Annotated in this window: 32 protein-coding genes and 2 pseudogenes; 15 read left to right on the top strand and 19 right to left on the bottom strand. The window is 71.6% G+C overall.

From position 1 onward, the window contains the following. Positions 1-41: 41 nt before the first annotated feature. A pseudogene (locus AB0J80_RS30255) lies at positions 42-710 on the top strand (serine/threonine-protein kinase); the annotation flags it as partial. Between the two features lie 457 nt (positions 711-1,167). Continuing rightward, entirely contained in the window at positions 1,168-1,332 is a 165-nt protein-coding gene (locus AB0J80_RS30250) for a hypothetical protein (protein ID WP_364711754.1), read from the top strand. Here the strand turns inward: AB0J80_RS30250 and AB0J80_RS30245 are convergent, their stop codons facing one another. Next, on the bottom strand, positions 1,333-1,509 hold the full coding sequence (locus AB0J80_RS30245) for a hypothetical protein (RefSeq protein WP_364711752.1): 177 nt from the start codon (positions 1,507-1,509) through the stop codon (positions 1,333-1,335). It lies immediately after the preceding gene. 135 nt (positions 1,510-1,644) lie between these two features. Here AB0J80_RS30245 and AB0J80_RS30240 point away from each other — a divergent pair, with 135 nt between their 5' ends. Then, complete coding sequence (locus AB0J80_RS30240; protein ID WP_364711749.1) at positions 1,645-1,821, top strand: hypothetical protein; 177 nt, start codon at positions 1,645-1,647, stop codon at positions 1,819-1,821. On the opposite strand, the gene AB0J80_RS30235 is transcribed toward AB0J80_RS30240, so the two are convergent. Next, positions 1,818-2,765, bottom strand: a complete 948-nt coding sequence (locus AB0J80_RS30235; protein WP_364711596.1) for a helix-turn-helix domain-containing protein — start codon at positions 2,763-2,765, stop codon at positions 1,818-1,820. The genes AB0J80_RS30240 and AB0J80_RS30235 overlap by 4 nt on opposite strands. Positions 2,766-2,862: 97 nt before the next feature. Here AB0J80_RS30235 and AB0J80_RS30230 point away from each other — a divergent pair, with 97 nt between their 5' ends. The 3 genes from AB0J80_RS30230 to AB0J80_RS30220 are packed head-to-tail and all read left to right on the top strand — an operon-like array spanning position 2,863 to position 4,526. After that, positions 2,863-3,309: a hypothetical protein gene (locus AB0J80_RS30230; protein WP_364711594.1), complete on the top strand. Its 447-nt coding sequence runs from the start codon at positions 2,863-2,865 to the stop codon at positions 3,307-3,309. Positions 3,310-3,312: 3 nt separating this feature from the next. Continuing rightward, a complete protein-coding gene (locus AB0J80_RS30225; RefSeq protein WP_364711592.1) occupies positions 3,313-3,591 on the top strand; it encodes a DUF3817 domain-containing protein in 279 nt (92 codons plus the stop codon). Positions 3,592-3,647: 56 nt separating this feature from the next. Further along, a complete protein-coding gene (locus AB0J80_RS30220; RefSeq protein WP_364711589.1) occupies positions 3,648-4,526 on the top strand; it encodes a hypothetical protein in 879 nt (292 codons plus the stop codon). Here the strand turns inward: AB0J80_RS30220 and AB0J80_RS30215 are convergent. Next, positions 4,515-4,850: a helix-turn-helix domain-containing protein gene (locus AB0J80_RS30215; RefSeq protein WP_364711587.1), complete on the bottom strand. Its 336-nt coding sequence runs from the start codon at positions 4,848-4,850 to the stop codon at positions 4,515-4,517. The two genes, AB0J80_RS30220 and AB0J80_RS30215, sit on opposite strands and share 12 nt — an antisense overlap. Before the next feature lie 76 nt (positions 4,851-4,926). Between AB0J80_RS30215 and AB0J80_RS30210 the strand changes: the two genes are divergently transcribed. Next, positions 4,927-5,802: an alpha/beta hydrolase gene (locus tag AB0J80_RS30210; protein ID WP_364711584.1), complete on the top strand. Its 876-nt coding sequence runs from the start codon at positions 4,927-4,929 to the stop codon at positions 5,800-5,802. On the opposite strand, the gene AB0J80_RS30205 is transcribed toward AB0J80_RS30210, so the two are convergent. The 3 genes from AB0J80_RS30205 to AB0J80_RS30195 form a co-directional block, all read right to left on the bottom strand. Continuing rightward, on the bottom strand, positions 5,717-6,166 hold the full coding sequence (locus AB0J80_RS30205) for a VanZ family protein (RefSeq protein WP_364711583.1): 450 nt from the start codon (positions 6,164-6,166) through the stop codon (positions 5,717-5,719). The genes AB0J80_RS30210 and AB0J80_RS30205 overlap by 86 nt on opposite strands. Positions 6,167-6,207: 41 nt before the next feature. Beyond that, positions 6,208-6,543 carry a YnfA family protein gene (locus AB0J80_RS30200; protein WP_364711581.1) on the bottom strand — a complete coding sequence of 112 codons (336 nt, stop codon included), beginning with the start codon at positions 6,541-6,543 and terminating at the stop codon, positions 6,208-6,210. A gap of 109 nt (positions 6,544-6,652) precedes the next feature. After that, on the bottom strand, positions 6,653-7,009 hold the full coding sequence (locus AB0J80_RS30195) for an STAS domain-containing protein (protein ID WP_364711578.1): 357 nt from the start codon (positions 7,007-7,009) through the stop codon (positions 6,653-6,655). Between the two features lie 276 nt (positions 7,010-7,285). Here AB0J80_RS30195 and AB0J80_RS30190 point away from each other — a divergent pair, with 276 nt between their 5' ends. Then, complete coding sequence (locus AB0J80_RS30190; protein WP_364711575.1) at positions 7,286-8,290, top strand: AraC family transcriptional regulator; 1,005 nt, start codon at positions 7,286-7,288, stop codon at positions 8,288-8,290. 3 nt (positions 8,291-8,293) lie between these two features. Here the strand turns inward: AB0J80_RS30190 and AB0J80_RS30185 are convergent, their stop codons facing one another. Further along, positions 8,294-8,635, bottom strand: a complete 342-nt coding sequence (locus AB0J80_RS30185) for a hypothetical protein (RefSeq protein ID WP_364711572.1) — start codon at positions 8,633-8,635, stop codon at positions 8,294-8,296. A gap of 287 nt (positions 8,636-8,922) precedes the next feature. Here AB0J80_RS30185 and AB0J80_RS30180 point away from each other — a divergent pair, with 287 nt between their 5' ends. After that, positions 8,923-9,213 (top strand): hypothetical protein, encoded by a 291-nt coding sequence (locus AB0J80_RS30180; RefSeq protein ID WP_364711570.1) that lies wholly within the window; start codon positions 8,923-8,925, stop codon positions 9,211-9,213. A gap of 7 nt (positions 9,214-9,220) precedes the next feature. On the opposite strand, the gene AB0J80_RS30175 is transcribed toward AB0J80_RS30180, so the two are convergent. The 4 genes from AB0J80_RS30175 to sigK all read right to left on the bottom strand — a co-directional run bounded on the left by AB0J80_RS30175 (position 9,221) and on the right by sigK (position 12,757). After that, the gene (locus AB0J80_RS30175; RefSeq protein WP_364711567.1) at positions 9,221-10,699 is read right to left on the bottom strand and encodes a molybdopterin-dependent oxidoreductase; all 1,479 of its coding nucleotides are present in this window, start codon (positions 10,697-10,699) and stop codon (positions 9,221-9,223) included. A 3-nt stretch (positions 10,700-10,702) separates the two neighbouring features. Beyond that, entirely contained in the window at positions 10,703-11,338 is a 636-nt protein-coding gene (locus tag AB0J80_RS30170; protein WP_364711564.1) for a fasciclin domain-containing protein, read from the bottom strand. A gap of 67 nt (positions 11,339-11,405) precedes the next feature. Continuing rightward, complete coding sequence (locus AB0J80_RS30165; protein ID WP_364711562.1) at positions 11,406-12,152, bottom strand: anti-sigma factor; 747 nt, start codon at positions 12,150-12,152, stop codon at positions 11,406-11,408. Beyond that, complete coding sequence (gene sigK, locus AB0J80_RS30160) at positions 12,149-12,757, bottom strand: ECF RNA polymerase sigma factor SigK (RefSeq protein WP_364711559.1); 609 nt, start codon at positions 12,755-12,757, stop codon at positions 12,149-12,151. The genes AB0J80_RS30165 and sigK overlap by 4 nt, the downstream gene beginning before the upstream one ends. Before the next feature lie 128 nt (positions 12,758-12,885). On the opposite strand from sigK, the gene AB0J80_RS30155 reads away from it, so the two are divergent. Both AB0J80_RS30155 and AB0J80_RS30150 read left to right on the top strand, forming a co-directional pair. Then, positions 12,886-13,398 carry a SigE family RNA polymerase sigma factor gene (locus AB0J80_RS30155; RefSeq protein ID WP_364711556.1) on the top strand — a complete coding sequence of 171 codons (513 nt, stop codon included), beginning with the start codon at positions 12,886-12,888 and terminating at the stop codon, positions 13,396-13,398. After that, positions 13,395-14,618, top strand: a complete 1,224-nt coding sequence (locus tag AB0J80_RS30150) for a hypothetical protein (RefSeq protein ID WP_364711554.1) — start codon at positions 13,395-13,397, stop codon at positions 14,616-14,618. The genes AB0J80_RS30155 and AB0J80_RS30150 overlap by 4 nt, the downstream gene beginning before the upstream one ends. 9 nt (positions 14,619-14,627) lie before the next feature. On the opposite strand, the gene AB0J80_RS30145 is transcribed toward AB0J80_RS30150, so the two are convergent. Then, complete coding sequence (locus tag AB0J80_RS30145) at positions 14,628-15,434, bottom strand: polysaccharide deacetylase family protein (RefSeq protein ID WP_364711553.1); 807 nt, start codon at positions 15,432-15,434, stop codon at positions 14,628-14,630. A gap of 263 nt (positions 15,435-15,697) precedes the next feature. Continuing rightward, positions 15,698-16,594: a Gfo/Idh/MocA family oxidoreductase gene (locus tag AB0J80_RS30140; RefSeq protein ID WP_364711552.1), complete on the bottom strand. Its 897-nt coding sequence runs from the start codon at positions 16,592-16,594 to the stop codon at positions 15,698-15,700. Positions 16,595-16,670: 76 nt separating this feature from the next. Here AB0J80_RS30140 and AB0J80_RS30135 point away from each other — a divergent pair, with 76 nt between their 5' ends. The 3 genes from AB0J80_RS30135 to AB0J80_RS30125 are packed head-to-tail and all read left to right on the top strand — an operon-like array spanning position 16,671 to position 17,909. After that, positions 16,671-17,036 carry a hypothetical protein gene (locus tag AB0J80_RS30135; protein ID WP_364711743.1) on the top strand — a complete coding sequence of 122 codons (366 nt, stop codon included), beginning with the start codon at positions 16,671-16,673 and terminating at the stop codon, positions 17,034-17,036. Continuing rightward, positions 17,029-17,460, top strand: a complete 432-nt coding sequence (locus tag AB0J80_RS30130; RefSeq protein WP_364711549.1) for a hypothetical protein — start codon at positions 17,029-17,031, stop codon at positions 17,458-17,460. The genes AB0J80_RS30135 and AB0J80_RS30130 overlap by 8 nt, the downstream gene beginning before the upstream one ends. Next, the gene (locus tag AB0J80_RS30125) at positions 17,430-17,909 is read left to right on the top strand and encodes a MaoC family dehydratase (RefSeq protein ID WP_364711548.1); all 480 of its coding nucleotides are present in this window, start codon (positions 17,430-17,432) and stop codon (positions 17,907-17,909) included. Before AB0J80_RS30130 ends, AB0J80_RS30125 begins: the two co-directional genes overlap by 31 nt. Before the next feature lie 7 nt (positions 17,910-17,916). Here the strand turns inward: AB0J80_RS30125 and AB0J80_RS30120 are convergent, their stop codons facing one another. Then, positions 17,917-18,390 (bottom strand): NUDIX domain-containing protein, encoded by a 474-nt coding sequence (locus AB0J80_RS30120; RefSeq protein WP_364711546.1) that lies wholly within the window; start codon positions 18,388-18,390, stop codon positions 17,917-17,919. After that, a pseudogene (locus AB0J80_RS30115) lies at positions 18,387-19,111 on the bottom strand (XRE family transcriptional regulator). Before AB0J80_RS30115 ends, AB0J80_RS30120 begins: the two are co-directional and overlap by 4 nt. A 169-nt stretch (positions 19,112-19,280) precedes the next feature. On the opposite strand from AB0J80_RS30115, the gene AB0J80_RS30110 reads away from it, so the two are divergent. Further along, on the top strand, positions 19,281-19,514 hold the full coding sequence (locus AB0J80_RS30110; protein ID WP_364711741.1) for a flavin reductase: 234 nt from the start codon (positions 19,281-19,283) through the stop codon (positions 19,512-19,514). Between the two features lie 37 nt (positions 19,515-19,551). On the opposite strand, the gene AB0J80_RS30105 is transcribed toward AB0J80_RS30110, so the two are convergent. The 4 genes from AB0J80_RS30105 to AB0J80_RS30090 all read right to left on the bottom strand — a co-directional run bounded on the left by AB0J80_RS30105 (position 19,552) and on the right by AB0J80_RS30090 (position 24,023). Continuing rightward, on the bottom strand, positions 19,552-21,006 hold the full coding sequence (locus tag AB0J80_RS30105) for a glutathionylspermidine synthase family protein (protein WP_364711543.1): 1,455 nt from the start codon (positions 21,004-21,006) through the stop codon (positions 19,552-19,554). A gap of 2 nt (positions 21,007-21,008) precedes the next feature. After that, complete coding sequence (locus AB0J80_RS30100) at positions 21,009-21,398, bottom strand: hypothetical protein (RefSeq protein ID WP_364711541.1); 390 nt, start codon at positions 21,396-21,398, stop codon at positions 21,009-21,011. Positions 21,399-21,482: 84 nt separating this feature from the next. Further along, the gene (fabG, locus tag AB0J80_RS30095; RefSeq protein ID WP_364711539.1) at positions 21,483-22,241 is read right to left on the bottom strand and encodes a 3-oxoacyl-ACP reductase FabG; all 759 of its coding nucleotides are present in this window, start codon (positions 22,239-22,241) and stop codon (positions 21,483-21,485) included. A gap of 135 nt (positions 22,242-22,376) precedes the next feature. Then, positions 22,377-24,023, bottom strand: coding sequence for an alpha-amylase family protein (locus AB0J80_RS30090; protein ID WP_364711537.1), 1,647 nt, complete (start codon positions 24,021-24,023; stop codon positions 22,377-22,379). Positions 24,024-24,025: the final 2 nt, after the last annotated feature.

The following is a 24,025-nucleotide window of genomic DNA, read 5'->3' as shown; positions in this document are numbered from 1 at the left end:
GTGACCGCTACACCCTGCTCGACCAGCTCGGCAGCGGTGGCATGGCGGTGGTCTGGCGCGCCCGCGACGAGGTCCTCGGCCGCACGGTGGCGATCAAACTGCTGGCCGGACGGTACGCCGGGGACGCCGCGTCCCGGTCCCGTATCCGCGACGAGGCCCGCGCCGCCGCCACGTTCTCCCACCCGCACATCGCCCAGGTGTACGACTACGGCGAGGCTCGGCAGAACGGCCTGCCCGTCCCGTACGTGGTCATGGAGCTGGTCCACGGCCTGACGCTGCAGCAGCGGGCGCGGCACGGCCTGCTGGACCCGCAGGAGATCTGCCGGATCGGAGCGCAGGTCGCGGCGGCGCTGGCCGCGGCTCACGCCCACGGCCTGGTGCACCGCGACATCAAGCCGGCCAACGTCATGGTGACCGCGGACGGCGTCAAAGTCGTCGACTTCGGTCTGGCGGCCGCCGCCGGCCCGGCCGTGCCGGACGAGGAGCTGCTGGGCACGCCGGCCTATCTGGCCCCGGAGCGGCTGACCGGCGACGCCGTCGAGCCGGCCTCGGACGTCTACGCCCTGGGCGTGCTCCTCTACCGGCTGCTGGCGGGCGACTCCCCGTGGAGCGTCGACACCACCACGCAGATGCTGACCGCCCATGTCACGGTGGAACCGGATCCGCTGCCACCGTTGCCCGGGGTGGCGCCGGAGATCGCCGCGCTGGTCGACCGCTGCCTGCGCAAGGAGCCGGCCGAGCGTCCCAGCGCCGCCGAGGTCGCGCGCGTGCTCACCGAGGGTCCGGTCGTCCGCTCCGCGCAGCCGTCAGCCGTCGTTGCGGCACCCCGCCGGAGCCGGCGACTGCTGGTCGCAGGCGTGGCGGGCGCCCTCGTAGCGGCGGGCGCGACCTGGGCGTTCCTCCCGCAGGACGCGCAGGGCGGCAGCGACATACCGACGGCCGCCACCTCGGCCGGGGCGTCCCCCAGTCCGAAGGGGGAGCCGACGACGCCCACGAGGACGACGAGGTCGACGCGTGGCACCACCGCACCGACGTCGCGGGCGACCAGCGTCCCGCCGACGCAGCGCACCACGGCACCGACGTCGGAGCCGCCGGTGAGCCCGAGCCCGTCCGAGCCGGCGGCCACAGCCACGACGTTCCGGTCCAGCGGGGGCACCGTGAAGCCGGGTGACGCTCGTCGCGTGGGCGGCTGTCGACCCGTACGAGCTCGACCGGGTCAACCCGGGGCCCGCACTCGCCGCGGTCGCCGTCTTCCGCCACGGCGCGAGCCGCATCCGGATGCGGGTGACGTGTGTCGCCGGCGTCCCGGTGCTGGTCAGCCCCGTGCCGTGATCAGTCCGTGGCGGGCGGCACGTCGTCGGGGTCGTACGGCTGCAGGCCCGCCTCGACCCGCTCGGCCTCGGTCCGCCGCTGCAACTCGTCGTCGTCCAGGTGCTCGGGCGCGCCGCCGTGGAAGCGACGGTCCCGCTGTCCCTCGGCGGCCTCGGTCTGAACCCGGTCGGTGGTCATCAGCATTCTCCTGTCCGGTACGCACTTATCCTCCGGATTACCCCAGCCCGGCCGGGACAACCCCACGGCCAGAAGTGCTAAGCCCGTGCCGCGCCCGGCCGATGGTGGGGGCCGATCCGGCGGCAGGGAGGCCACATGGACGCATACATCGATCCGGCGTACGACTGGGTGAGCGCGGTGATCGGCCCGCACTCGGTGGTTCCCTGGTGGGCGTGGCTGGCCGCGCTGGCCATGATCTTCTGCGGCCTGCTCACCCCCGGACTGACCGCGGCCCGTGACCGCGAGGCGGAGCGCCGCCGGCTGCTCGGCTAGCAGCGGGAGCGGAACGCGTGCCGGTAGGCGTGCGGGCTCGTTCCCACCACCCGCTTGAACCGGTCGCGGAACGCCGTCGGCGACCCGAACCCGACCCGCGCCCCGATCCGGTCCACCCCGTCCCCCGTCGTCTCCAACAGGTGCTGCGCACGGCGGATCCGAGCCAGGTGCAGCCACTGCAGCGGCGTCGTACCGGTCTGCTCGCGGAAGCGGCGGTTGAGGGTGCGCGTACTCATCCCCGCGTGCGCGGCGATCTGCGCCATGGTCAGCTCCCGGCCGGCGTTCTCCTCGAGCCAGCGCAGCAGCGGTTCCATCGTGGAGCCCCGCGGCGCCGGCGGTTGCTCCGGCACGATGAACTGCGCCTGGCCGCCCTCGCGTTCCAGCGGCATCACCGACAGCCGGGCCGCGTCGGCCGCGACCGCCGAGCCGTGGTCGCGGCGGATCATGTGCAGGCAGAGGTCCAGGCCGGCGGCCGCGCCCGCGGAGGTGAGGAGCTGCCCGTCGTCGACGTACAGGACGGCCGGGTCGACCTGGACCGCCGGGAACCGCTCGGCCAGCCGGTCCGCCGCGATCCAGTGCGTGGTCGCGCGCCGGCCGTCGAGCAGCCCGGCCCCGGCCAGCACGAACGCGCCCGCGCAGATGGACGCGATCCGGGTGCCGCGCGCCGCGGCCGTTCGCAGGCCGGCCACGACCTTGTCCGGTACGGGCGCAGCAACGTCCACGATTCCCGGGACGATGACGGTGTCCGCGACGCCGAGGACGTCCAGCCCGTACCGGGGCCGGAGCACGAAAGCCCCCGCGTCGATCTCCGGTTCGGGGCCGCAGACCCGCACGTCGTACGCCGCGGAGCCGTCGGGGAGCCGGGTCCGGGCGAAGACCTCCAGCGGGGTGGCGAGGTCGAAGGCGACGACCCCGTCGAGCGCGAGTACGGCCACGACGTGCATGGCGGACCAGCGTAGTGCGGGCGCTGGCGGGAATCCGTGGGCATCTGGCATTCCCGCCACTGTTGGCGGATATCCGTGCTCCCTACGGTCGGGAACCGTGACAAAACTGCTCCTGTCCCTGCACGTCCTGGCCGCGATCGTGGCCGTCGGCCCGGTGACCGTCGCCGCCGGCATGTTCCCCCCAGCGACCCGGCGCCTCGGCGCCGACGATCCCGGCGGACGCGGCGTCGCGGTGCTGCGCACCCTGCACCGGATCTGCCGGGTGTACGCAGGCCTCGGCATCCTCGTACCCGTCTTCGGCCTCGCGACTGCGAGCAGCCTCGGCGTGCTGACCGAGGCCTGGTTGGTCGTCGCGATGGTCCTCACCGCGCTCGCCGCGGCGGTGCTCGTCTTCGCGATCCTGCCCGCCCAGGCCGCGACCCTGACCGCCCCGGCCGCGACCACGCCCGGGCGGCTCGGCATGGTCACCGGGATCTTCAACCTGCTGTGGGCGGTGGTCGTGGTGCTGATGATCGTCCGGCCCGGCTCGACGACGGGGGCGTGAGAGATGCCGCTGCGCATCGCCGCCCGGGTGGAGCTCGTCTCGCTGATCCTGCTGCTGGCGAACCTCGCCACCGTGCACTGGGCGGCCGTCGCGTCGCTGCTCGGGCCGGTGCACGGGTGCGCGTACCTGGTGGTCCTGGGAGCCACGCTGCGGGAGTCCCGGGACGGCCGGACGCGGCTGCTGGCCGGGGTGCCCGGAATCGGGGGACTCCTGGTCGTTCGTCGGATCCGGGCCTCGGCCGGTCCGGCGGGAAATGAATCGATGAGCGGTACGGGTCGTTGAGCCTGTCGGTGGCGGCATTTCCGCCGGCGCCGACAGTTGCCCGACAGGAGTCCGCCATGGCCAAGGAACGACCGGTGACCGCCGGTGGCAAGACGGCGAACCACCGGGGCCGGCACCCCGCCGTGCCCCCGGCTCCCCGCACCGCCCCCACGGCCGCCACCCCGGGCCCGCGCCGCCCCATCTCGGCCGGCCCGGCACAGAGTCCCGCCGACCCGCGCCCGATCCCCCCGCCCTTCCTCACCGGCCAGGACCCGGACGACACCGCCGACGTCACCACCGACACGCCGCAGCCGCAAGCCGCAGAGGCCACCCCCGAAGCTCAGATCTCTCGCGGGGATGCCGGGATCTCGTCTTCCGAAGCCGCGAACGCCGGGAAACCCGCTGACGCCAGGGAAACCGCGGACGCCAGGGAAACCGCGCCCAACCGTCCGGGCGCTGCCCGACCCGAGTCGCAGACCGCGACCACCTCCCGACCGCACGACTCCGACGCGGCCCAACCGGTCCCCACGCCCCGCACTGACCTGCCGAAGCGCGGCGTCGCGCGAGTACCCTCTCCGCGCCCGCTACTCCCCGGCCTCCAGCTGCAGCCGATGGTCCACGTCGCCGAGATGGCCGACGCCGTGACCTTCTACGAGCGGCTCGGCGGCGAGCTGATCCACGGCGAGCGGGACGGCGAGTGGGTCCTCATGCAGGTCGGCACCGCCCAGATCGGGCTGGTCACCCGTCCGCCGGACCCCGCTCGCGGCGAGAGCACCGTGGAGCTCAACTTCTCCGCCACCATGCCGCTCGAGCGCCTCGAGAAGATGCTGCGCGACCGGGGCGTCACCGTCGTCCGGCTGGCCGTGGACCCGGACCTCGGCACCCGCCTGCACGTGGAGACGCCCGACGGCATGCCGGTCAAGATCCACCAGGTGGAGCCGGACCTACTGATCTGAGCCGGCGTCCAGGGCCCAGCGGCAGATCGCGGCGAGCGGTTCCTCCAGCGTCCGGCCCAGCGGCGTCAGCTCGTACTCGACGTGCTGCGGTGGTGCCTGTTTGAGCACCTGCCGGGAGATGAGGCCGTCCGCTTCCATGTCGCGCAGCGAGGACGTCAGCACCTTCTGGGTTATCCCCGGCAGCCGCCGGCGCAGGGCGGCCGGGCGGTGCGGCCCGTCCAGCAGCGCGTAGATCAGCAGAACCCGCCACTTCGCGGCGAGCCGCTCCAGCGCCTGCCGCGTCACGCAGCTCTCTTCCAGCACGTCCGGGACGACCAGTGCCACCTTGACCCCCGTCCGACGATGGGCACCCGGAAGTGCCCTCTGGGCAGCGCTTTGCGGTGCAGCCTAGCGTCGGGGTGTGACTGAGATCCGTACCGAAGAAGTGACCTTCACCGCCGACGGCCTGACGCTGGCCGGGACCCTGCGCGGCGACGGCCCCGGGGCGGTGGTGCTGACGGGCCCGTTCAGCGGCGTGAAGGAGCAGGTCGTGGGCCGCTACGCCGAGGAGCTGGCACGGCGCGGCTTCACCACCCTGGCTTTCGACCACCGCGGTTTCGGCGCCAGCGACGGTCGGCGCTCGCATGAGGACAGCCAGGGCAAGCTCTCCGACCTGCGCGCCGCCGTGCGCCTGCTCGACCGCGACCGGGTGGCGGTGGTGGGCGTGTGCCTCGGCGCCGGCTATGCGATGCGCGCGGCAGCGTCAGATCCCCGGGTACGCGCAGTGGCCGGCATCGCGGGCGCGTACAACAGCCCCGCCTGGTTCGCCCGGGACCCCGTCGCCTACCGGGGCGCGCTCCGGAGCTTCATCGACGCGTACGACGAGTTCCTTCCGGCCGTGGCACCCGGGAACGGCCCCGCCGCTATGGGTGGTGACGAGCCATTTGCCTATTACGGCACCGCGCGGGGGTACGCCGACCGCTGGGAGAACCGGGTCACCAAGGGCTCGCTGCACGCCCTCATGACCTTCGACGCGCTGGGCGCCGCGCCGCTGCTGACCGAGACGCCGCTGCTCATCGTGCACGGACGCAAGGATGACTACTGCTCGCCCGACCTGGCCGAGGCGATGTTCGCCGCCGCCCCTGGCGAGAAGGAGATCCACTGGCTGGACGCCCGCGAGCACATCGACTTCTACGACGTGGAGCCGATCGTCACTCGGGCCGCTCAGGTGACCGCGGACTTCCTGCACAGGCACCTGCGCGGTGAGCGGCCGACGGCACCGCCAGTCGCAGGATGAGCAGCCCGGCCAGCGCCCCGGCGGTGTTGGCGATCAGGTCGTTGACGTCGATGGTGCGCCGGCTGCCGAGGGTGAGCCCGAGCACCAGCTGCACCGACTCGATCGCCGCGCTGGCCGCCAGGGCGCGCAGGCCGATCGCTCGCAGCCCGTCCGCGGCCGGCCGGAGCAGCGGCAGCAGCACGCCGAACGGGATGAACATGATGACGTTCAGCGTGAAGCTCGGCCCGTCCACGTCGCCGGGGATCCAGTGCACCATCGTCATGAACGGCTCCCCGGCCCAGTACGACGCCGGATGCACCCGGATCGGGAAGATCGTGATGGCGACGACCGCCGCGGCGTACAGGAGCAGGATTCCGACCGTCACGCGCCGCCACATGACTCTTCAACGCCCGTCCACCGCGAGGATCACGCTGCCCGCGGGGCATACATGATCACGCCGACGCCGAGCAGGCACAGGGCCGCGCCGATCAGGTCCCAGCGGTCCGGCCGGAAGCCGTCGACCACCATCCCCCAGCCGAGCGACCCGGCGACGAACACCCCGCCGTACGCGGCCAGGATCCGGCCGAAGTTGGGGTCCGGCTGCAGCGTGGCCACGAACCCGTAAGCGCCGAGGGCCAGTACGCCGGCACCGGCGAGGAGAAGGCCGCGGTGCTCCCGCACGCCCTGCCAGACCAGCCACGCCCCGCCGATCTCGGCGAGGGCGGCGAGCAGGAACAAGGCGATGGAGCGCAGAACCGGCATCCGCCGATTCTCGCCGACCGGGAGATCGCCGACCGGACCGGTCTCCGCAGGCCGCTGGACCGGCAAATCCAGCGGGTGCGTTCCCGTCCGCGCGGCGACCTGCGGCGGTTCAGCTGGGGCGAAGGCCGACGGACGTCCGCGGGGTGGGGGGCTCGGCGCAGCCGAGCAGCCCGACCAGCCCGGAGATCCAGAGCTGGCGGTAGACGGTGGGGCTGGGGTGGCTCACCACGAGCTTGACCCCGGAGGCGGCCGCGGCGTGGAAGCAGGCGACCAGGATGCCGATGCCGATACTGTCGATCAACATCACCCGTTGGAGGTCGAGGTCTATCCGGCCCGGCGTCTGCGAGGTCAGGACGTCGTTCACGGCGTCCCGCATGACGTGGGCGTTGTCGAGGTCGATCTCGCCGCTCGGGGCGATCTCGACCGTGCCGTCGGCCAACTGGCGAGTGGTGATCGGCAGATACACGGCTGCCCTCTTCCTGGCGTCGTGCGGGCGACGCCGAACGTTCTGCGGGACGCTTCTGGAACCAGCCCGTGCAACCCGGTACCTCACCCCGGCCCGGTCGGACGTCCGCGTCCACGACAACAATCCGCTGGTCTGCAAGTTACGCCAGGTAGGCGCGGAACGCCAGAGTAGTTCATATGGCCGGAATGTGCTGGATCGGTCACCGGCTCGCGGCGGACATTGACGAGTCCCTACCCGGTCCGAATACTCACCGTATGCGCAGGAGTGCCGTACGAGATGAGTGACGCTCACTTCAGGACGGTCACGGCCTCGTCCGCAACCCGCGCCACGGCGAGTTTCTGCAGTGTCGACCTCGACGACACGCGGTCGCTGGTGACCCGCTTCTACTATCCGCTGGCAGTCGGTGCACCGGAGGGCGCCGAGGGGTTCGAGTTCCGCGCCGATGTGATCCAACTCGGACCGCTGACCGTCGGCCACCTGGGTTTCGGCGCCCCGGTGACGCTCGTCGCCACCGAGCTGGACGCGTACCACGTGACCATCCCGACGACCGGCCGGGTGCACGCGCGGCACGCCGGCCAAGAGCTCACCGCCAAGCCCGGGACGGCCGTGGTGTACGGCCCCGGCAAGCCGGTCTACAGCCTGCACACGGCCGGCTCGGCCGAGCTCGACGTACGCATCGAGCGGCCGGCGCTGGAGGCGGAGCTGGCGACGCTGCTCGGGCGCGCGGTCAGCGGCCCCATCGACCTGCCGCCCCTCGTCGACCTGAGCTGCGGGCCCGCGCGCAGCTGGAAGACGCTCGTCCTGATGCTGCGCGGCGAGATCGGCCAGCCGGCGAGCCTGCTCCGGCAGCCGCTCATCGCCGAGCAGATGCGCCGCAGCGTCCTCAGTGGGCTGCTGCTGAGCGTTCCGCACCGGTACACCGCCGAGCTGACCGCTCCGGCGGCCGCCGGGCCGCCGCGCGCCGTGCAACGGGCCATCGACGTGATGCAGGACGAGCCGGAGCGCCCGTTCAGCGTCGCGGACCTCGCTCAGGTCGCCGGCGTCAGCGTGCGGTCGCTACAGGAGGGCTTCCGGCGGTACGTGGGGTGCGCCCCGATGACGTACCTGCTGCAGGTCCGCCTGGCACGGGCGCACGAGGCGCTGCGGCGCGAGGACCCGTCTCGCACGACGGTGGCGGCCGTCGCCCACCGGTGGGGCTTCGCTCATCTGGGCAGGTTCGCCTCGGCGTACCGGGCGCGCTTCGGTGTCGCACCCTCGGAGACGCTGCGCGGCCGGCACTGACCCCTATTCGCCGGGGTCGCGGCGCCGGCGTGGGCGCGGGAACTCCTCGACCCGGGGCACCGGTCCCGCCGGAGCGCCGAAGACGTTGCCGCGTGGCGGCACCCAGTCACGCCACGGGCCCAGCCGGGGCGGCACCGCGGTGGCCACGCCGTCTCCGGAGCCCTGCAACGCGCGCAGATACGCGAGGACCCGGCTCGCCGCCGCACCGCCGTCCTCGGCCAGCAGGGCGATCAGCTCCTGGTCGTCGCCGAGGTCCAGGTCGCGGGCGCGCAGCCGGGCGGCGAGGACCGCCAGCAGGCGGACCACCTCATCGGCGTCCCGCTCGGCGTCGGGGAGCCCGCTCACCTCGTCCGGTCCTGGGCGATCAGATCCGGCCACTGCCGGACGTGCCAGCATTCGCTCATTTCACGTTCCCCTCGCCACGGTGCGCGCGATCCCCGCCGGAACGCGCCCACACATGACACCGCAGAAATGTATTCGTCCCGCTACACACCGTCCATCCGATGCGCGCGGCGGTTGTCCGAATCACGCTCGCTGGGCCGTCCGATGCATCGATAGCCAGTTTTCCACCGGGCGCGGAGGGGGTATGCCGGGAGGGGAACGTTCCGGCAGCCCGCCACCGTGGAGGAGCTATGACCGAGCAGAACCGGACACCGCTCGAGGAGACACCGGAGGTCGCCGAGGCCATCGAGGACGACGTCGCCGTGGACGCGTTCGTCACGGGCGGCGGGCCGGACTCCGAGAACCCGCAGTTCCTGGAGCCGGGTCAGGAGCCGGCGATCCGCACCGGCGCCGACCAGCCGTGGGAACCGGTCGACCTCGCCGTGGCCAAGGGGTGGGATCCGACGCCGGAGAACATCGAGCGGGCTCGGCGAGAGCTCGAACGCGACGGCGCCGCGGCGATCGAGCGTACGGTGCCCTGAGCCGTCCTCACTCCACCGTCGCGGTGATGGTGTGCCAGCCGGTGGCGCCGCTGGGGAAGGGCGTGGCCCGGTCCTCGCTCTGCACCTCGCCGGTGCCGTCGGTGGCGCGTACGGCCAGCGTGTGCGCCCCCGGCGTGGCCGCCCACTCGTAGCGCCACTGCACCCAGGTGTCCGAGGACGTCACGGGCAGCAGCTCCGCCTTCTGCCAGGGCCGGTCGTCGACGCGTACCTCGACGGTGCGGATGCCTCGTCCCTGCGCCCAGGCCACCCCGGCGACGGTCGCCTTCCCCGCCGGCACGCGGGCGAAGGGCCGCGGCTTGTCGATCCGTGAGGCGGTCTTGACCGGGCCGCGGGCCGCCCAGCCACGCCGAACCCAGTACGCGTCGAAGTCGGCGAACGTGGTCAGCTCCAGCTCGGCCACCCACTTGCAGGCACCGGCATAGCCGTACAGACCGGGCGTGAGCATGCGCACCGGGAAACCGTGCTCGATCGGGAGCGGCTCGCCGTTCATGCCGACGCAGAGCATCGCGTCGCGGCCGTCGAGGATCGTGGCGACCGGCGTGCCGATGGTCATGCCTTCCACCGAGCGCGCCACCAGCTGGTCCGCCGCCGGGTCGACGCCCAGCTCCGCGAGCAACGGCGCCAGCGGTACGCCCAGCCACCGGACCGTGCCGACGTACGGGCCGCCGACCTCGTTCGACACGCAGTTGAGGGTGATGTCGCGCTCGATCAGCGGCCGCTCGAGCAGGTCCTCGAAGGACAGGACCGTCTCGCGGCGGACCATGCCGTGGACCCGTAGCGACCAGGTGCCCACGTCCACCCTCGGCAGGCTCAGCGCGGTGTCGACCCGGTACAAATCGTCGGAATAGAAGCCGGGTGCCACCCCGGTGGGCAGTGGCTTCGCCGGGTCGGCCGGTGGCGGGAGGTCGATCCGCGCACGGGACTTCGCGACGGCTCCTCCGCGTACCCTTTCGACGGTTTTCGCCGCACCGCCCGCCAGGATCGCGCCGCCGGTGACCATCAGGGCGATCCGCAGGAAAGCGCGCCGGTCCGCCGAGGCCGGCCGGGATCGGGACCAGGTCCAGAGCGTGCCGCCCGCGATCGCCGCGCCCAGCAGCGACGGCACCGCGTCGTAGCTCATGGAGGCCGGCCGGGACAGGGCGGCGGCCGCCCCGGCCAGGCCGAAGACCGCGGCCCCGGCGAACGCCACCCAGCGGCGGCGGACGGTCAGGACGCCCACCGCGGCGGTGAAGGCGGCGAGGACGAAAACGATGCCGCCCAGGAGCACCGGCTTGTCGGCGGTGCCGAGCGTCCGGACCGCGAGCTCCTTGACCCCGGTGGGCGTCGCGTCGATCACCGCCCCACCGACCGCGACCAGGGGTCCGGCCGCCGGCCGGGTGGCCGCCGCGAGCAGTTCCGCGGCAGCCACCCCGAGGGCGGCGGAGAGGACGCCGGTCAGCGCCGGCCGTCCGGTACGCCTGAGCACGGCTCAGCTCTTCGGCATCAGGACGGAGTCGATGATGTAGACCGTCGCGTTCGCGGTCTGCACGTTGCCGCAGACCACCGAGGCCTCGCCGACCTTGAAGTCCATGCCGCTGCCGGTGACCGTGATCTCGTCACCCTCGAGCGTCTTGTGCGAGCCGGCGAGGTCGGCCGGGGCGAGCTTCTCCGGCACCACGTGGTAGGTCAGGATGCTGGTCAGGGTCTTCTTGTCGGCCAGCACCTTCTTGAGCTGCGCCGACGGGATCTTGTCGAACGCGGAGTCGGCCGGCGCGAACACGGTGATCGCCGGGGCGGTGTTGAGCGAGTCCACCAGGCCGGCCTTCTTGACGGCGCCGACCAGGGTGGACAGCACCGGGTTGCCGGAGGCGGCCGTCGCGACCGGCACCTGCGCCATGGCGGCGAAGCTGCCGGGGTTCGACGAGTCGGTCGGCACCGCGGAACAGCCGGCGCCGAAGTTGGTCATGGTGTCCATGGCCGGCGACGACGTCATGGGCGCCGCGGAGGTGGCCATCGGTGCGGCCGCCGCGGGCGCATCGTCCGAGGTGGAGTCGCCGCCGCAGGCTGCCAGCGAACCGGTGAACAGGATGGCCGCGGCGACGGCGGTGAGCTGCGTGGTGCGCATTTCGTACCCCTCAGTAGTAGTTCGTTCCCTACTACTGATTCGCACCTGTTTGCCCGCCGGATGGGTCTCACACCAACGGAACTTGCGCGACCAACGGCTGCGTCGGCGTGGCCGAGCCACCGGCCGGCTCCAACGTCACGCCCAAACCGCTGTTCCCCGGCAGACCGTCGACGATGTGCACCGCCGAACCCTCTCCCGCGGCCAGGACGCCCGCACTGGTCGGCGTGGTGCCCCGGACGGTCCACAGCTGGAAAGCCTGATCGGGCGCCGGGGGACGGTCCGCGCCCAGCAGCACCACACCGGCGTTGCGGGACGCCGACGACGCGACGGTCACCTTGCCGCCACCGCGCATCGGTGAGGTTCGGACGACCACGTCGGGCGCCGAGAGGATGTCCTGCACGCGAGCCTCGTACCGTTGCGCCGCCGCGACGATCGCGCGCTCGTCCCGTACCCGCTGATCCTGGACGGCATAGACGGTCGCGCCCGTGCCGGCGGCCAGGACGAGGGCCGCCGCGGCGGCCAGCGAATACCGGCGCCACCGCGCCGGCCGCGCCGGGCCCTGCGGCGCGCCGGGCTCGGCCGGCGACACCTGCCGGGTGCGGCCGATCGCCGCCATCACCTCGGTACGCAGCCGCGGCGGCGGCACCGACCACGTGCTGTCCGCCATCCGGGCCGCCGTCTCCCGCAGCTCGGCGGCCTCGGTGCGGCAGGCGGCGCAGTCGGCCATGTGCCGTTCGAAGGCCGCCCGCTCCAGGTCGTCGAGCGCGTCCAGCGCGTAGGCGCCGACCAGTGCATGCACATCCGTCGAGCTCATGCGGTCACCTCCACGCCCAGGCAGTCGCGCAGGCGGATCAGGCCGTCGCGCATCCGGGTCTTGACCGTGGGCAGCGGCGTGCCGAGCAGGTCGGCCACCTCGCGGTACGAGTGGCCCTGGTAGTACGCGAGCGTCACGGCCTGGCGCTGCAGCTCGGTGAGGTCGTCCATGCAGCGCCGCACCTGCTGACGCTCGAGCCGGCCGGACACCTCGTCCACGACCTCGTCGTACGGGGTGTCGACGGACGCGACCCCGACCTTCATGGTGCGGTCGGCGGCGGCCTGCTCGGCCCGGACCCGGTCGACCGCGCGGCGGTGCGCGATGGTGAACACCCACGCCGTGGCGGAACCGCGGGACGCGTCGAAGCGCGCGGCCGTACGCCACACCTCGACCAGCACCTCCTGGGCGACCTCCTCGGCCTGGGCCGGATCGCGCAGCACCCGCCGGATCAGGCCGTACACGCGCGGGGCGACCAGGTCGTAGAGTCGCCCGAAGGCCGTCTCGTCACCGCGGGCGGTCGCGCGTAACAGGTCGCCGACGTCCGTGGGCGGCGGCGGGACCGCCGAGAGGTGGTCCGGCCGCCGGGCAGCGCCGTGCTCGGTCATCGGTTCCGCCTCTCCGTCGTCCCGCGCGTTCAACGCCGATTCGGCGCGGGCGGCTACGCGGATGGGTCCATACAACCGTTCCCCGCGAATCGCCGTCTACTGGGGGACGGGCGGACGGAGAGCTGAGGATGACTGACGGATCGGACACGCAGTACGTGGCGTACGTCCACGGGCGGGCGGCGGCGCTGCGGCGTACCGCCTATCTGCTCTGCGGCGACACGCACGAGGCCGATGACCTGGTGCAGGAGACCATCACCAAGCTCTACGCGAGGTGGCCGCGGATCAGCCGGGTCGACAACCTCGACGGGTACGTGCACTCGATGCTGGTCCGCACCTTCCTCGACGAGAAGCGCCGTGGCTGGTGGAAGGTCCGGCTCGGCGCCCCACCGGACCGGCAGGCACCACCGAGCGCGGCGCACGCGGACGTCGAGGAGCGCACGGTCCTGCGCGCCGCCCTGTCCAAGGTGCCGCCCCGGCAGCAGGCCGTCCTGGTGCTGCGGTTCCTCTGCGACCAGCCGGTGGCGGACGTCGCCCGGGCACTCGGATGCAGCGAGGGCACGGTGAAGAGCCAGACCGCGCGCGGACTCGCGGCCCTGCGCCGCCTCCTCGGCCACCCCCTCGAGATTGGCAGCTCATCGTGAACGAGCACACCGACGACGAGCGGTACGCCGTCGCCCTCCTGCGCCCGCTCGCGGGGGAACCCACCGGCCCGGCCCGGATGGACGTGGCCCGGGCCATGGCCGAGGGCCGCCGCCGACGCCGTACGCGCTGGTGGGCGAGCGCAACGGCGATCGTGGCGCTGACCGCCACCACCGCGGCGGGCGGCACGCTGGCGGTGGCCGCCCTCGACCGCCCGGCACCCGCCCCGCGCACGGTCGCCACCCCGGCGCCGTCGGTCACGGCCGCCGCGCCACCGGCCCGGCCACGGGACTGCCGCGTCACCCGGCTGCCCACCGACGGCGTCAAGAAGGCCCTGGTGACCGGCGGCGACCCGAGCGGGCGCTGGCACGTGGGCCGGACCTATCCGACCCGCGGCGACATGTCCTATCCGCTGGTGGTGTGGCGCGACGGCAAGCTCGCCGCCACGGTGGAGATCGGCGGCAGCGACCAGGAGCTGGCGGACATCAACTCGCACGGCGTGGCGGTCGGCTCCAGCTTCGTCCCGGAGAGCCGGCCCTACGTGTACGCCGACGGCAAGGCGACGCAGCTCAAGGGCGGAGAGGGCGCCGCGTCCGCGATCAACGAGCGAGGCGTGATCGTCGGCAGCCTGGGTCCGGCTCTGGAGGGTATGCCCGCACGCTGGACGTCGCGTACAGCCCAGCCCCAGCAGCTCCCGGTCCCGGCAGGCACCCAGGCGGGCGCCGCGATCGACATCGACGAGACCGGCACCGTCCTGGGCACCGTGGAGGCGAAGGGCAAGGAGGGTACGGGCTACCTCTGGTTCGCCGACGGCAGCTCCCGGAAGATGCCGTTGCCCGACGTCGACGGGACGAAGGCCGACATGTTCTGGCCGGCAGCCATCCGGGACGGCTGGGTCGTGGGCAGCAGCGTCATCGACAGTGCGGGCAGCCGCTCCTTCAAGACGTTCCGCTACCGCATCGCCACCGGCCGGTACGAGCGGCTGCCCGACGACTCGGGCCGGGCCGAGAAGGTCGCAGCGAACGGCTGGGTGCTGGGAACCGCATCGCTTCCGGTCATCACGAGCGAGGGCGGCGTGGCGACGGTGCTGCCGCAGTACCCGAAGGCGGCCGAGAATCCCAACTACCTGGTGAGCAGCTTCAGCGACGACGGGCTAATCGCGGCGGGATACGTCATCGGCGACGACGTGCAGAACCAGCCGCTGCTGTGGCGCTGCCGCTAGCGCGGCGCCTCAGAGGGGCGTGGCGGCCGACCGGCCGCCCGCCCCGACCGCGATAAGCTCGGAGACCGTCACGAAGCGGAAGCCGCGGCGCCGCAGCCCGTCGAACATGGCGGCGAGGCCGTGCACGGTGACGAGGCGGCGGTCGTCGCCCGCGTCGTGAGCCAGGATGATGTCCCCCGGCTTGACGGCGTCGACGATGAAGCGGGCCTGCGCGGCCGGGTCGTTCTTGTACCTGATCTCGTGCATCTCCTCGGACCACAGCACGATGTCGTAGCCGGCGCGGGCCGCGGCGAGCGCGGTCGACCCGCCCAGGTGCCCGAACGGCGGCCGCATCAGCGTGGCGGTACGCCCGGTGTACTGCTTGATCGCCTCGTGCGTGCGGTCGAGCTCGTCGCAGACGTCCTGCAGGTCGAGCGTCGCCAGGTCGGCGTGCGACCACGAGTGGTTGCCCACCTCGTGCCGGGCCAGCCGGCCGCGGACGAGGTCGGCGTGGTCGGCGAGGTTCTGCCCGACCATGAAGAAGGTCGCCGGCACGCCCGCGGCCTCCAGCGCGTCGAGCACCATCGGCGTCCACTGCGGGGCCGGGCCGTCGTCGAACGTGAAGGCCACCACCGGCTCGGTGGTCTCGACCCGGTAGCGGATCGCCACGTCGGCGTGCTTGATCGCGGTGAGGTCGTCGGCGGCGGCCGCGTACCCGCCGCGTACCGGTGGCTGGTCCCAGCCGAACCACGACGGCAGCTCCCGCGTCCCGGCGACCCCGGCGGCGACGCCGGCCGCGCCGGCGAGGGCGGTCCGGAGCAGGGTTCGCCGGTTCATCGGCAGGTCCGGAACCCGGGCGGCCGGAGGACGGCCGAGCGGGTGACGGCGTGCGCTGCCGAGACCATGGACGTCCCCTCGTGACCGCTGTGGCATGGACCCGAGGAGCGTCACCGATCATGTCAAGGGCGAGCCTCGACGAGGAAACGATGCGTGATCTCAGGTTCACCTCCATCGGCACGAAGAACTCTCACATAAGCACCCCAAAGGGACCGATCAGCATCCCGATCGGCTAACGGTGTGATCTTCGTCGCAGGCCGGCGTCAGCCGAGTCTGACGGTGCGTCCCTCGCTGATCGACTCGGCCGCCGCGGCCAGGATCCGCACGACCTCGGCGCCGAACCGGACGTCCAGCGGCGACGCCGAACCGCCCTTCGCGGCGCCGATCAGCGCGTCGATCGCCCGCCCGAACGCCTCCACCGGCAACCACGGCACCGGCGGCACGGTGGCGACGCCGGACTCCCCGAACAGGGCGGCGTCCTCCCGCTCGATCTTGGCCGGCGCGTCGACCGAGAGGGTCATCGAGCTGATCGCGCCGCCGGTGTGCCGCATGAGGATGTGGGTCATGTCCCGGGCGCCGGCCAACGCGGTCACCTCACCGACGGGCCCGAGCACCGGCAGCACCAGGGCGATCGCGTGCGGCCCCACGTCCCACAGCCCGCCGCTCTCCTTGCGCCACGCCGACTCCCCGAACGGGTTCCCCGGCTGGAAGATCGAGCCCAGGTGCTCGATGCGTGCCTCCAGCCAGCCGCCGGTGGCCCGAGCCCGGTCGACGAACTCCTGGATCTGCGGCATGAACCGCCGGGTGAAGAAGACGACGCTCGCGACCTCCTTCTCCGCCGCCGCGGCCACGATCTCGTCGGCCGCCGCCGGTGTGAACGCCACCGGCTTGTCGAGCAGCAGATGCTTGCCCGCCCGGGCCGCCTTCAGCGCGATCTCCGACTGCACGCCGGGCGGCAACGCCACGGCGATCGCATCCACGTCGGCGATCAACGCGTCGACCTCCGCGTACGCCTTGGCGCCGTACTCCTCGGCGAGCGCACCCGCCTTGTCCGCACTGCGGCCCCACACACCGACGAACTCGACGTCGTCATGCGCCGCCAGCGCCGGAGCGTGCGCCTGGTGAGCCCAGGGCCCCGTACCGAAGAGTCCGAACCGCATCGCCGAGCCGCCTTCCGCCGCAGATCACCCGGCCGAAAGCTAACACGCCCGGACTGATCAGTACGCTGTGCCGGTGATGAACGGCCCGCTCTCGATCGCCGTGATCGTGCTGGCCCTCGCGCTGGGGGTCTGGTACCTGGTCCGCACGGCCCTCGACCGCGCCCCGAGCAACGCCGACCTGTGGGCCATGCTCGGCCTCGGCGCCCTGGTAGCGGTCCTCGTCGTCGTCGCGGTCGTCGGCCTCTTCATCGGCGACCGCCCCAGCGAGTGGACCACCTTCGTCGGCTACCTGATCACCACGATCGCCTTCGCCCCCACGGCGGTCTACCTGGCCCGCCTGGAACCGACCCGCTGGGGCACCCTCATCCTCGGCGTCGCCTGCCTGGTGCTGCCGGTCCTGGTGCTGCGCCTGCAGCAGATCGCGGAGGTGACCGGTGGCTGATCAGCCCACCCCCGCCCCGGCCCGCCCCCGCGACGCCGCCATCGGCTCCGGCCTGGGCCGCGTCCTGCTCCTCGTGTACGGCATCTTCGCCCTCTCGGCGAGCGCCCGCGCCCTCGTCCAGATCACGACCCACTTCTCCGAGGCGCCGCTCGCGTACCTGCTGTCGGCCTTCGCCGGCCTGGTCTACCTCGCCGCCACGGTGGGCCTCGCCCGCGGCGGCGCCCGAGGCCGGCTCATCGCCCTGGGGAGCTGCTCGATCGAGCTCCTCGGAGTGCTGATCGTGGGCACCCTGAGCATCGCCGACGCGGTCGCCTTCCCCGACGACACGGTCTGGTCCCGCTATGGCAGCGGCTACGGCTACGTGCCGCTCGTCCTGCCCTTCATCGGCCTCTGGTGGCTCTGGCGGAACCGGCCCCGGCCGTGACCCGCTTCACCGGCCTCGACGACCTGCTCAGCCGGGACGTCCTGGGCACCAGCGGCTGGCATCCGGTCGACCAGGCCCGCATCGACTCGTTCGCCGAGGTCACCGGCGACCACCAATGGATCCACGTCGACCCGGAACGCGCCGCGCGGGAGGGCCCGTTCGGCGGGACGATCGCGCACGGCGCGCTGACGCTCTCGCTGTGCATGACCTTCCTGACCGAGGTCGTCCAGGTCGACGGCGTGAGCTACGTGGCCAACGGCGGCTTCGACAAGGTCCGGTTCAAGGCACCGGTCCGGGCAGGCTCCCGCCTCCGGGGCGTGGTCACTCTGCTCCAGTCGCGCCGCATGCCCTCCGGAGCCCGGATCGTGGCCCGCACGACAGCGGAGATCGAGGGCGAGAGCCGCCCGGCCTGCGTGGCCGACCAGGTTCTCGCCCTCTACACCGGCTAGCGTCCGATCACCCCAGGTAAGGGCTCGTCCGGCGCTCCGCGTAGTGGCGCAGCCGTAGTCGAACACTCTCATGGATCGGCATGTCGTCGAACTCTGCAGGATCGACGAATCGGACATCCGTGGACTCGTCACTCACGGCAACACTGCCGCCGACCACGCGGCCCAGGTACGTCACGTTGAACTCCTGCCGCACCTCGCCGTCGGCGTACGCGATGACATGCCCGGGGTCGGTGTAGATCCCGAGCAGCCCGATGACGGTGATCGCCAGCCCGGTCTCTTCCCGGACCTCCCGAACGATGCACTCGCCGAGTGTCTCGCCGATGTCCATGGTGCCGCCCGGCAGCGCCCAGTTGCCGGAATCCGCGCGGCGCTGCATCAACACACGGCCGTCCCCGTCGACCACGAGCGCCGAACCGCCCGGGACCAGACTGTTCGCCGCGGGCGCGTCGGGGTCATGGTAGTAGTCACGGCGGCCGGTCACCGGAAGTCGCCTCGCTCGTACGGCGTCGTGGTCTGCCAGACCTGCTCGAACTGGTCCGCGAATGAAGCAAAAATGCCGTGCGGAGAGAGATCCCGCAGATGCAAGGCAGGGTGCTGATACCCACGTGCTCGGAAGAGATGCGGCGTGACGATCATCTGCTGGTCGAAGCGAAACACCGAGTTGTACAGGTGAACGGTGTGCAGCCCGATCTCCACTCCGCGTTCCTCGCGCAATGGCTCACAGAAGTTGAGGGCGTTCCGGATGCGCCCCGGAAGGGTGCCGCCGATCTGCTCGAGAGCGTCGCGTTCGGCGACATGCGCACAATCCGGGTCGGCGAAAGCCAACCGGATCCGCGCGCCGGAGGCGGCCTTCTCGGCGAGACGCGTCATGGTGTAGGGCAGAAGCTCCAGGATGAACGGGTAGGCGTACCCCAGAGGTCAATCCTTTCGGTGGCACCCGTGAGCAAGGCAGTCCAAAGGTGCTGAGGAATGTCTGCGCGGTGCGCGTAGGCACCCACGACTTCGGCGGTCGACTCCGATCCGGGCGCGAGATCGGGACGGGCTTGCGGCCAGATTTCGGCTTCCGTTTCGCCGAGCATCTCAGCCACTGCAAGTCGGGTCCGCTGATGAGGAAGCCGGCCGGTGAGCCAACGGTTGACGGTCTTGACGTCCACGCCGACAGCCGCCGCGAGCGCGGCGGGATCGAGTTGGGCGCGCCGCATTGCGGTTCGCAACCGAACGCTCATGGGTTCACGGTAGTGGACGTGAGGGGGACGTTTCGACACCACAGAAGTGCCCCGCTCAGTGGCCCGCGGGACGTTCAGGTGTCCCTTCCCCGCCCGTACGTTTCTTGCGCAGACGCTGTGCGCGACGCTACGGGTGGTGGTGGACTTGTCGGTGCATCAACCGGTGCGACCGAGCTGGATCTGCGGTGGGTGTAGCTTGGCGTGGCCGTGTCCGACACGCCGGCTGGAACTCACCGCGGAATATGCCGGCGCGCGGGTCTCCCTGATGGTCTACCTGACGACCTGCTTCGTCGAAGCGTGCCATGACAACCCGGACGGAACGATCGGCTGCCTCTACGACCGTTTCCTCACCTGGCCGGCGCGGCCGTCCGGCTGCTGAAGACTTTTGCAAAAGACTTCAGCAGCCGGGCCGCGCTTCAGCTGATGATGTGCGGCACGAAGTTGCAGCGGTCCTTCGTGACGAGGCCGTCCTCGCCGAGGCCTTCGCGGATGCCCATGCCGGCCGGCTCGCCGTCGATCAGCCAGGAGCCGATGACCGGGTGCACCACGCCCTCGAGGCCTTCGAACGACGGCAGCTCCAGCAGCTCCTGGACCACGAAACGCCCGTCCGCGCCGTACTCCGTCGGGTTCTCGGAGATCGTGACGCCGTCCTTGACCAGCGTGACCGAGCCGCCCTCGCGGCCCCAGATCGGCTTCTTCGCGTACGAGGTCAGCTTGGCGGCCGACGACGACTCCGCGAAGTACGCCGGGAGCAGGTACTTGCCGCGTTCCGGGTCGTCGCCGAAGAGTTTCCACAGGACCGGCAGGAGGGCCTTGTTGCCGAGCAGGGCCGCCTTGTACGGGGGCTCGATCCAGACCGTGCCGCGTTTCGTGGGGTCGGCCATGTTGCGGAAGAAGGCCTTGCCGCCCTCCTCGTTCCAGAACCACTCCCACGGATACAGCATGAAGATGACGTCGATCGGCTCGGCCTTGTGTTCCTGGCCGGGGGCCGGGACGAAGAGGACGCGGTCGCCGGCCACGTCCCAGCCGATCTGGCTCATGGCGATGAGCTCGACCGGGAAGCCCGCCTCCTCCGCCGTGGCCATCAGGTAGGCCACGTTCATCCGGTCCTCGCCGGTGGTCTCGCTGGTCTCGTACGCGAAGAAGATCTTGGGTTTCTCCGGGAGCCAGGGCCGGGCCTCGCGCAGCTTGCCGATGTTGCGTTTCCAGGCGCCCGGGTTGGCCGGCTCGCCGTCCGCGGCCTCCCAGCCGACGAGGCGGTCATGGATGGAGTTCCACTGCCGCCACGGATGCTGGGTGAGGTTGGTCTGGTCGACCCAGTGCCACTGGATCACCGCCGCCTCGACGAGGGACGTCGGCGTCTGGGCGTTGTACTCCAGCAGGCGCGGCACGCTGCCGGCGCCGTTGTACCAGAGGTCGAAGCGACCGTAGACGCTCGGCGAGTAGTCCGGCGTCTGCATCGGCAGGCGGCCGTCCGGGTCCTTGTCGTAGTGGGTCCAGGTTTCGGCGTCGCCGTCGAACCAGGTACGGATGATCTGCTCGTGGGCGTACTCGGGAATGCCGATCTTCGTCAGGAAGCAGGTCTCCGGGGTGCAGACCGACGCGAAGTAGCCGTCACGACGGCCCTGCGCGGTGTTCCGGGGGCACTGCTTGACCATCCAGTCGCCGGCGTCGAGGCACATGCTGTTGAGGACCGTCGTGGCGGTCTCCAGCTCCTCGATCTCGGCCTCGGTGAAGTCGTAGTACGGCCCCTCCTGCCAGTACGAGATCATCGTCCCGTCGGGCAGCTCGGTGTCGTTGTACGTGAGTCCGAGGCTGTAGTTGGTGAGCCGCCAGCCGTCGCGGACCGGCCCGTACGGAATCCGCCGCAAGCTCAGCCGCCCGACCTGCTGGAGGAACCGCTGCCGCCCTTGCCGACGACGCTGGTCTTCACCGTGCCGTTGCTGATCCGGCCGGACGAGGGCAGACCGAAGGACGACCGGGCGGCCTTGTCGTTGTAGGCGAACTTCGACCCGCCGGCCGGCAGCCTCGAACCGACCGGGTAGCCGGACCGGTAGCTCGTCGAATGCCAGATGAAGAAGCCTCCGCCGAAGCCGCCGCCACCGTCGTCATCGTCGCAGTAGTCCTCGTCGACGATCACGCCGTTCTCGTCGGCGCAGTAGAAGCCCTCGTCCTGGTAGTCGTCGCCGTTGTCGCAGGCCGCCGTGCCCCCCGCGGCCAACAGCAGGAACGTGCTGGTCAGAGCCACGCTCCGAGAGCTCATCCGTCGGTTCACTGTCGGCTTTACCGCCCTTTCACGCTTCGGGGTCGCTCCATCATGTGTAGCGACCCCGATCAAGGCAAGCCGCTACGCCCGTGGTCCGCCCGCCACGTAGATCACCTGGCCGGACACGAACCCGGCTCCCTCACTGACCAGGAAGGATACGGTGTTCGCGACGTCTTCGGGGCGCCCCGCCCGGCCGACGGGAATCTGACTGATGGCCGCCTTCTCGAAGTCCGCGAAGTCCACGCCGACGCGCGCGGCGGTCGCGGCCGTCATGTCGGTCACGATGAAACCCGGCGCGACCGCGTTGGCGGTGATGCCGAAGCGGCCCAGCTCGATGGCGAGCGTCTTGGTGAAGCCCTGCAGCCCGGCCTTGGCGGCGGCATAGTTGGCCTGGCCCCGGTTGCCGAGCGCGGAGGTGCTGGACAGGCTGACGATGCGCCCCCAGCCGGCGTCGACCATGTGCTTCTGCACCGCCCGGCTGAAGAGGAACGCGCCGCGCAGGTGCACCGCCATGACGGTCTCCCAGTCGTCGTCGCTCATCTTGAACAGCAGGTTGTCGCGCAGCACGCCGGCGTTGTTCACCAGCACGGTCGGCGCGCCGAGCTCGTTCACGACCTTCTCGACGGCGGCCGTGACCTGCTCGGAGTTCGACACATCGGCGCCGACGGCGAGGGCGGTGCCGCCCGCGTCGTGGATGGCCGTCACGGCGCTCGCGCACGCACCCTCGTCGAGGTCGACGACCGCGACGGCCATACCGTCGGCGGCGAGCTTGCGCGCGGTCGCCTCGCCGATGCCCCGTGCGGCTCCGGTGACGATGGCTACCCGACTCGGCTGGGTCATTTCGTGGCCTCCCACAGCTGTCGCAGATCTCTCTGGAGGCCGACTCTAGCCCAGAAGTTACCGGCGAGTTACCACTCGGCTCGTGCTCTTTTTCACTCGGAGTGCAGCTAGTTCAAGACGCCGGCCGGCCTCGGCTCAGGGCTTGCGGCACAGGCGGATCCAGCGGTAGCCGTAGCCCTTGACGGCCAGGGCGTCGAGCTTGCCCGGGTCCGGGTACTCGCTGTCGGCCAGCACGTCGTTGGGGAACTCCGCCTCCGGCTCCAGGCTGCGCAGGTCCACGACGCCGTCGTCCGGCCCGAGGTTGTGGATGAAGAGCATGGTTCCCGTACGGTCGTCCGCCCGGTGCACCAGCACACCCGTGGGCACCGGGACGTCGACGTGGGTGCAGGTGCCGCTGCCCACCTCGGGCGCCTCGCGCAGGGTGCGGATCATCCGCTCGAACCACGACAGCAGCGAGGTCCGGTCGTGGCGCTGGAGCGTGACGTTGACCTTGTCGTAGCCGTACTCGGGGTCGGAGACCACCGGGCGGACCAGATCGCCGGGCTGAGCCGTGGAGAAGCCGCCGTTGGGCAGGTTGGACCACTGCATCGGCGTACGGATGGCGTTGCGCCCCTCCTGCGAGAGGTCGTCGCCCATGCCGATCTCCTCGCCGTAGCGCAGCACCGGGGTGCCGCGCAGGCTGAACTGCAGCGCGTACGCCAGCTCGATGCGCCGCCGGTCGCCGCCGAGCATGGGAGCGAGCCGGCGCCGGATGCCGCGGCCGTAGAGCTGCATGGTCTCGTCCGGCCCGAACTCGGCGAAGACGTCGTTGCGCTGCTCGGCGGTGAGCCGGGAGAGGTCGACCTCGTCGTGGTTGCGCAGGAAGGTGGCCCACTGGCCGCCCTCCGGCAGCGCCGGAGTCTCCCGCAACGCCTCGATGATCGGCTCGGGGTTGCGGCGGGCGAGCGCGAGCATGAGCCGCCCGTTGAGCATGAAGTCGAACAGCATGTGGATGCGGTTGGACGAGCCACCGCCGTCGCCGAAGAAGTGTTTCAGCTCGGCCGGCTCGACGTTGGCCTCGGCCAGCAGCACGGCGTCGCCCTTGCGCCACTGGATGTGCTGGCGCAGCTCGCTGAGGAACTCCAGGTCCTTGGGCGAGTTCGGGTTGCCGGGCTCGGTCTCCTCGATGATGAACGGCACCGCGTCCATCCGGAACCCGGCGACGCCCAGCTGCAGCCAGAACGCGCAGATCTTCTTGATCTCCTCGCGGACCCGCGGGTTCTTGATGTTCAGGTCCGGCTGGAACTTGTAGAACCGGTGGTAGTACCACTGCTTGGCGGTGCGGTCGTAGGTCCAGGTCTCACTCTGCTCGCCCGGGAAGACCATGCCCTGGTGGCGGTCCGGCGGCTGGGTCTCGGACCAGACATACCAGTCACGGTACGGCGAGTCGGGCGAGGACCGCGCCGACTGGAACCACGGGTGCCGGTCGGAGGTGTGGTTGACGACCAGGTCGATGATCACCTTGATGCCCCGGTTGCCGGCCTGGTGCAGCAGTTCGGCGAAGTCGCCCAGGCTGCCGAAGCGCGGGTCGACGTTGTAGAAGTCCTCGACGTCGTACCCGTCGTCACGGTTGGGCGAGGGGTGGATGGGGTTGAGCCACAGGCAGGTGATGCCCAGCCGGGCGAGGTAGTCGAGCCGCCCGATCAGCCCGCGGATGTCGCCGACGCCGTCGCCGTCGGAGTCGGCGTACGTGTCGATGTCGAGGCAGTAGATGACGGCCTTCTCGTACCACCGGTCGCTCATGC

It is taken from the genome of Actinoplanes sp. NPDC049548, assembly GCF_040676695.1.
Taxonomy (GTDB): Bacteria; Actinomycetota; Actinomycetes; order Mycobacteriales; family Micromonosporaceae; genus Actinoplanes.
This window is presented reverse-complemented; position numbering and strand designations above follow the sequence as displayed.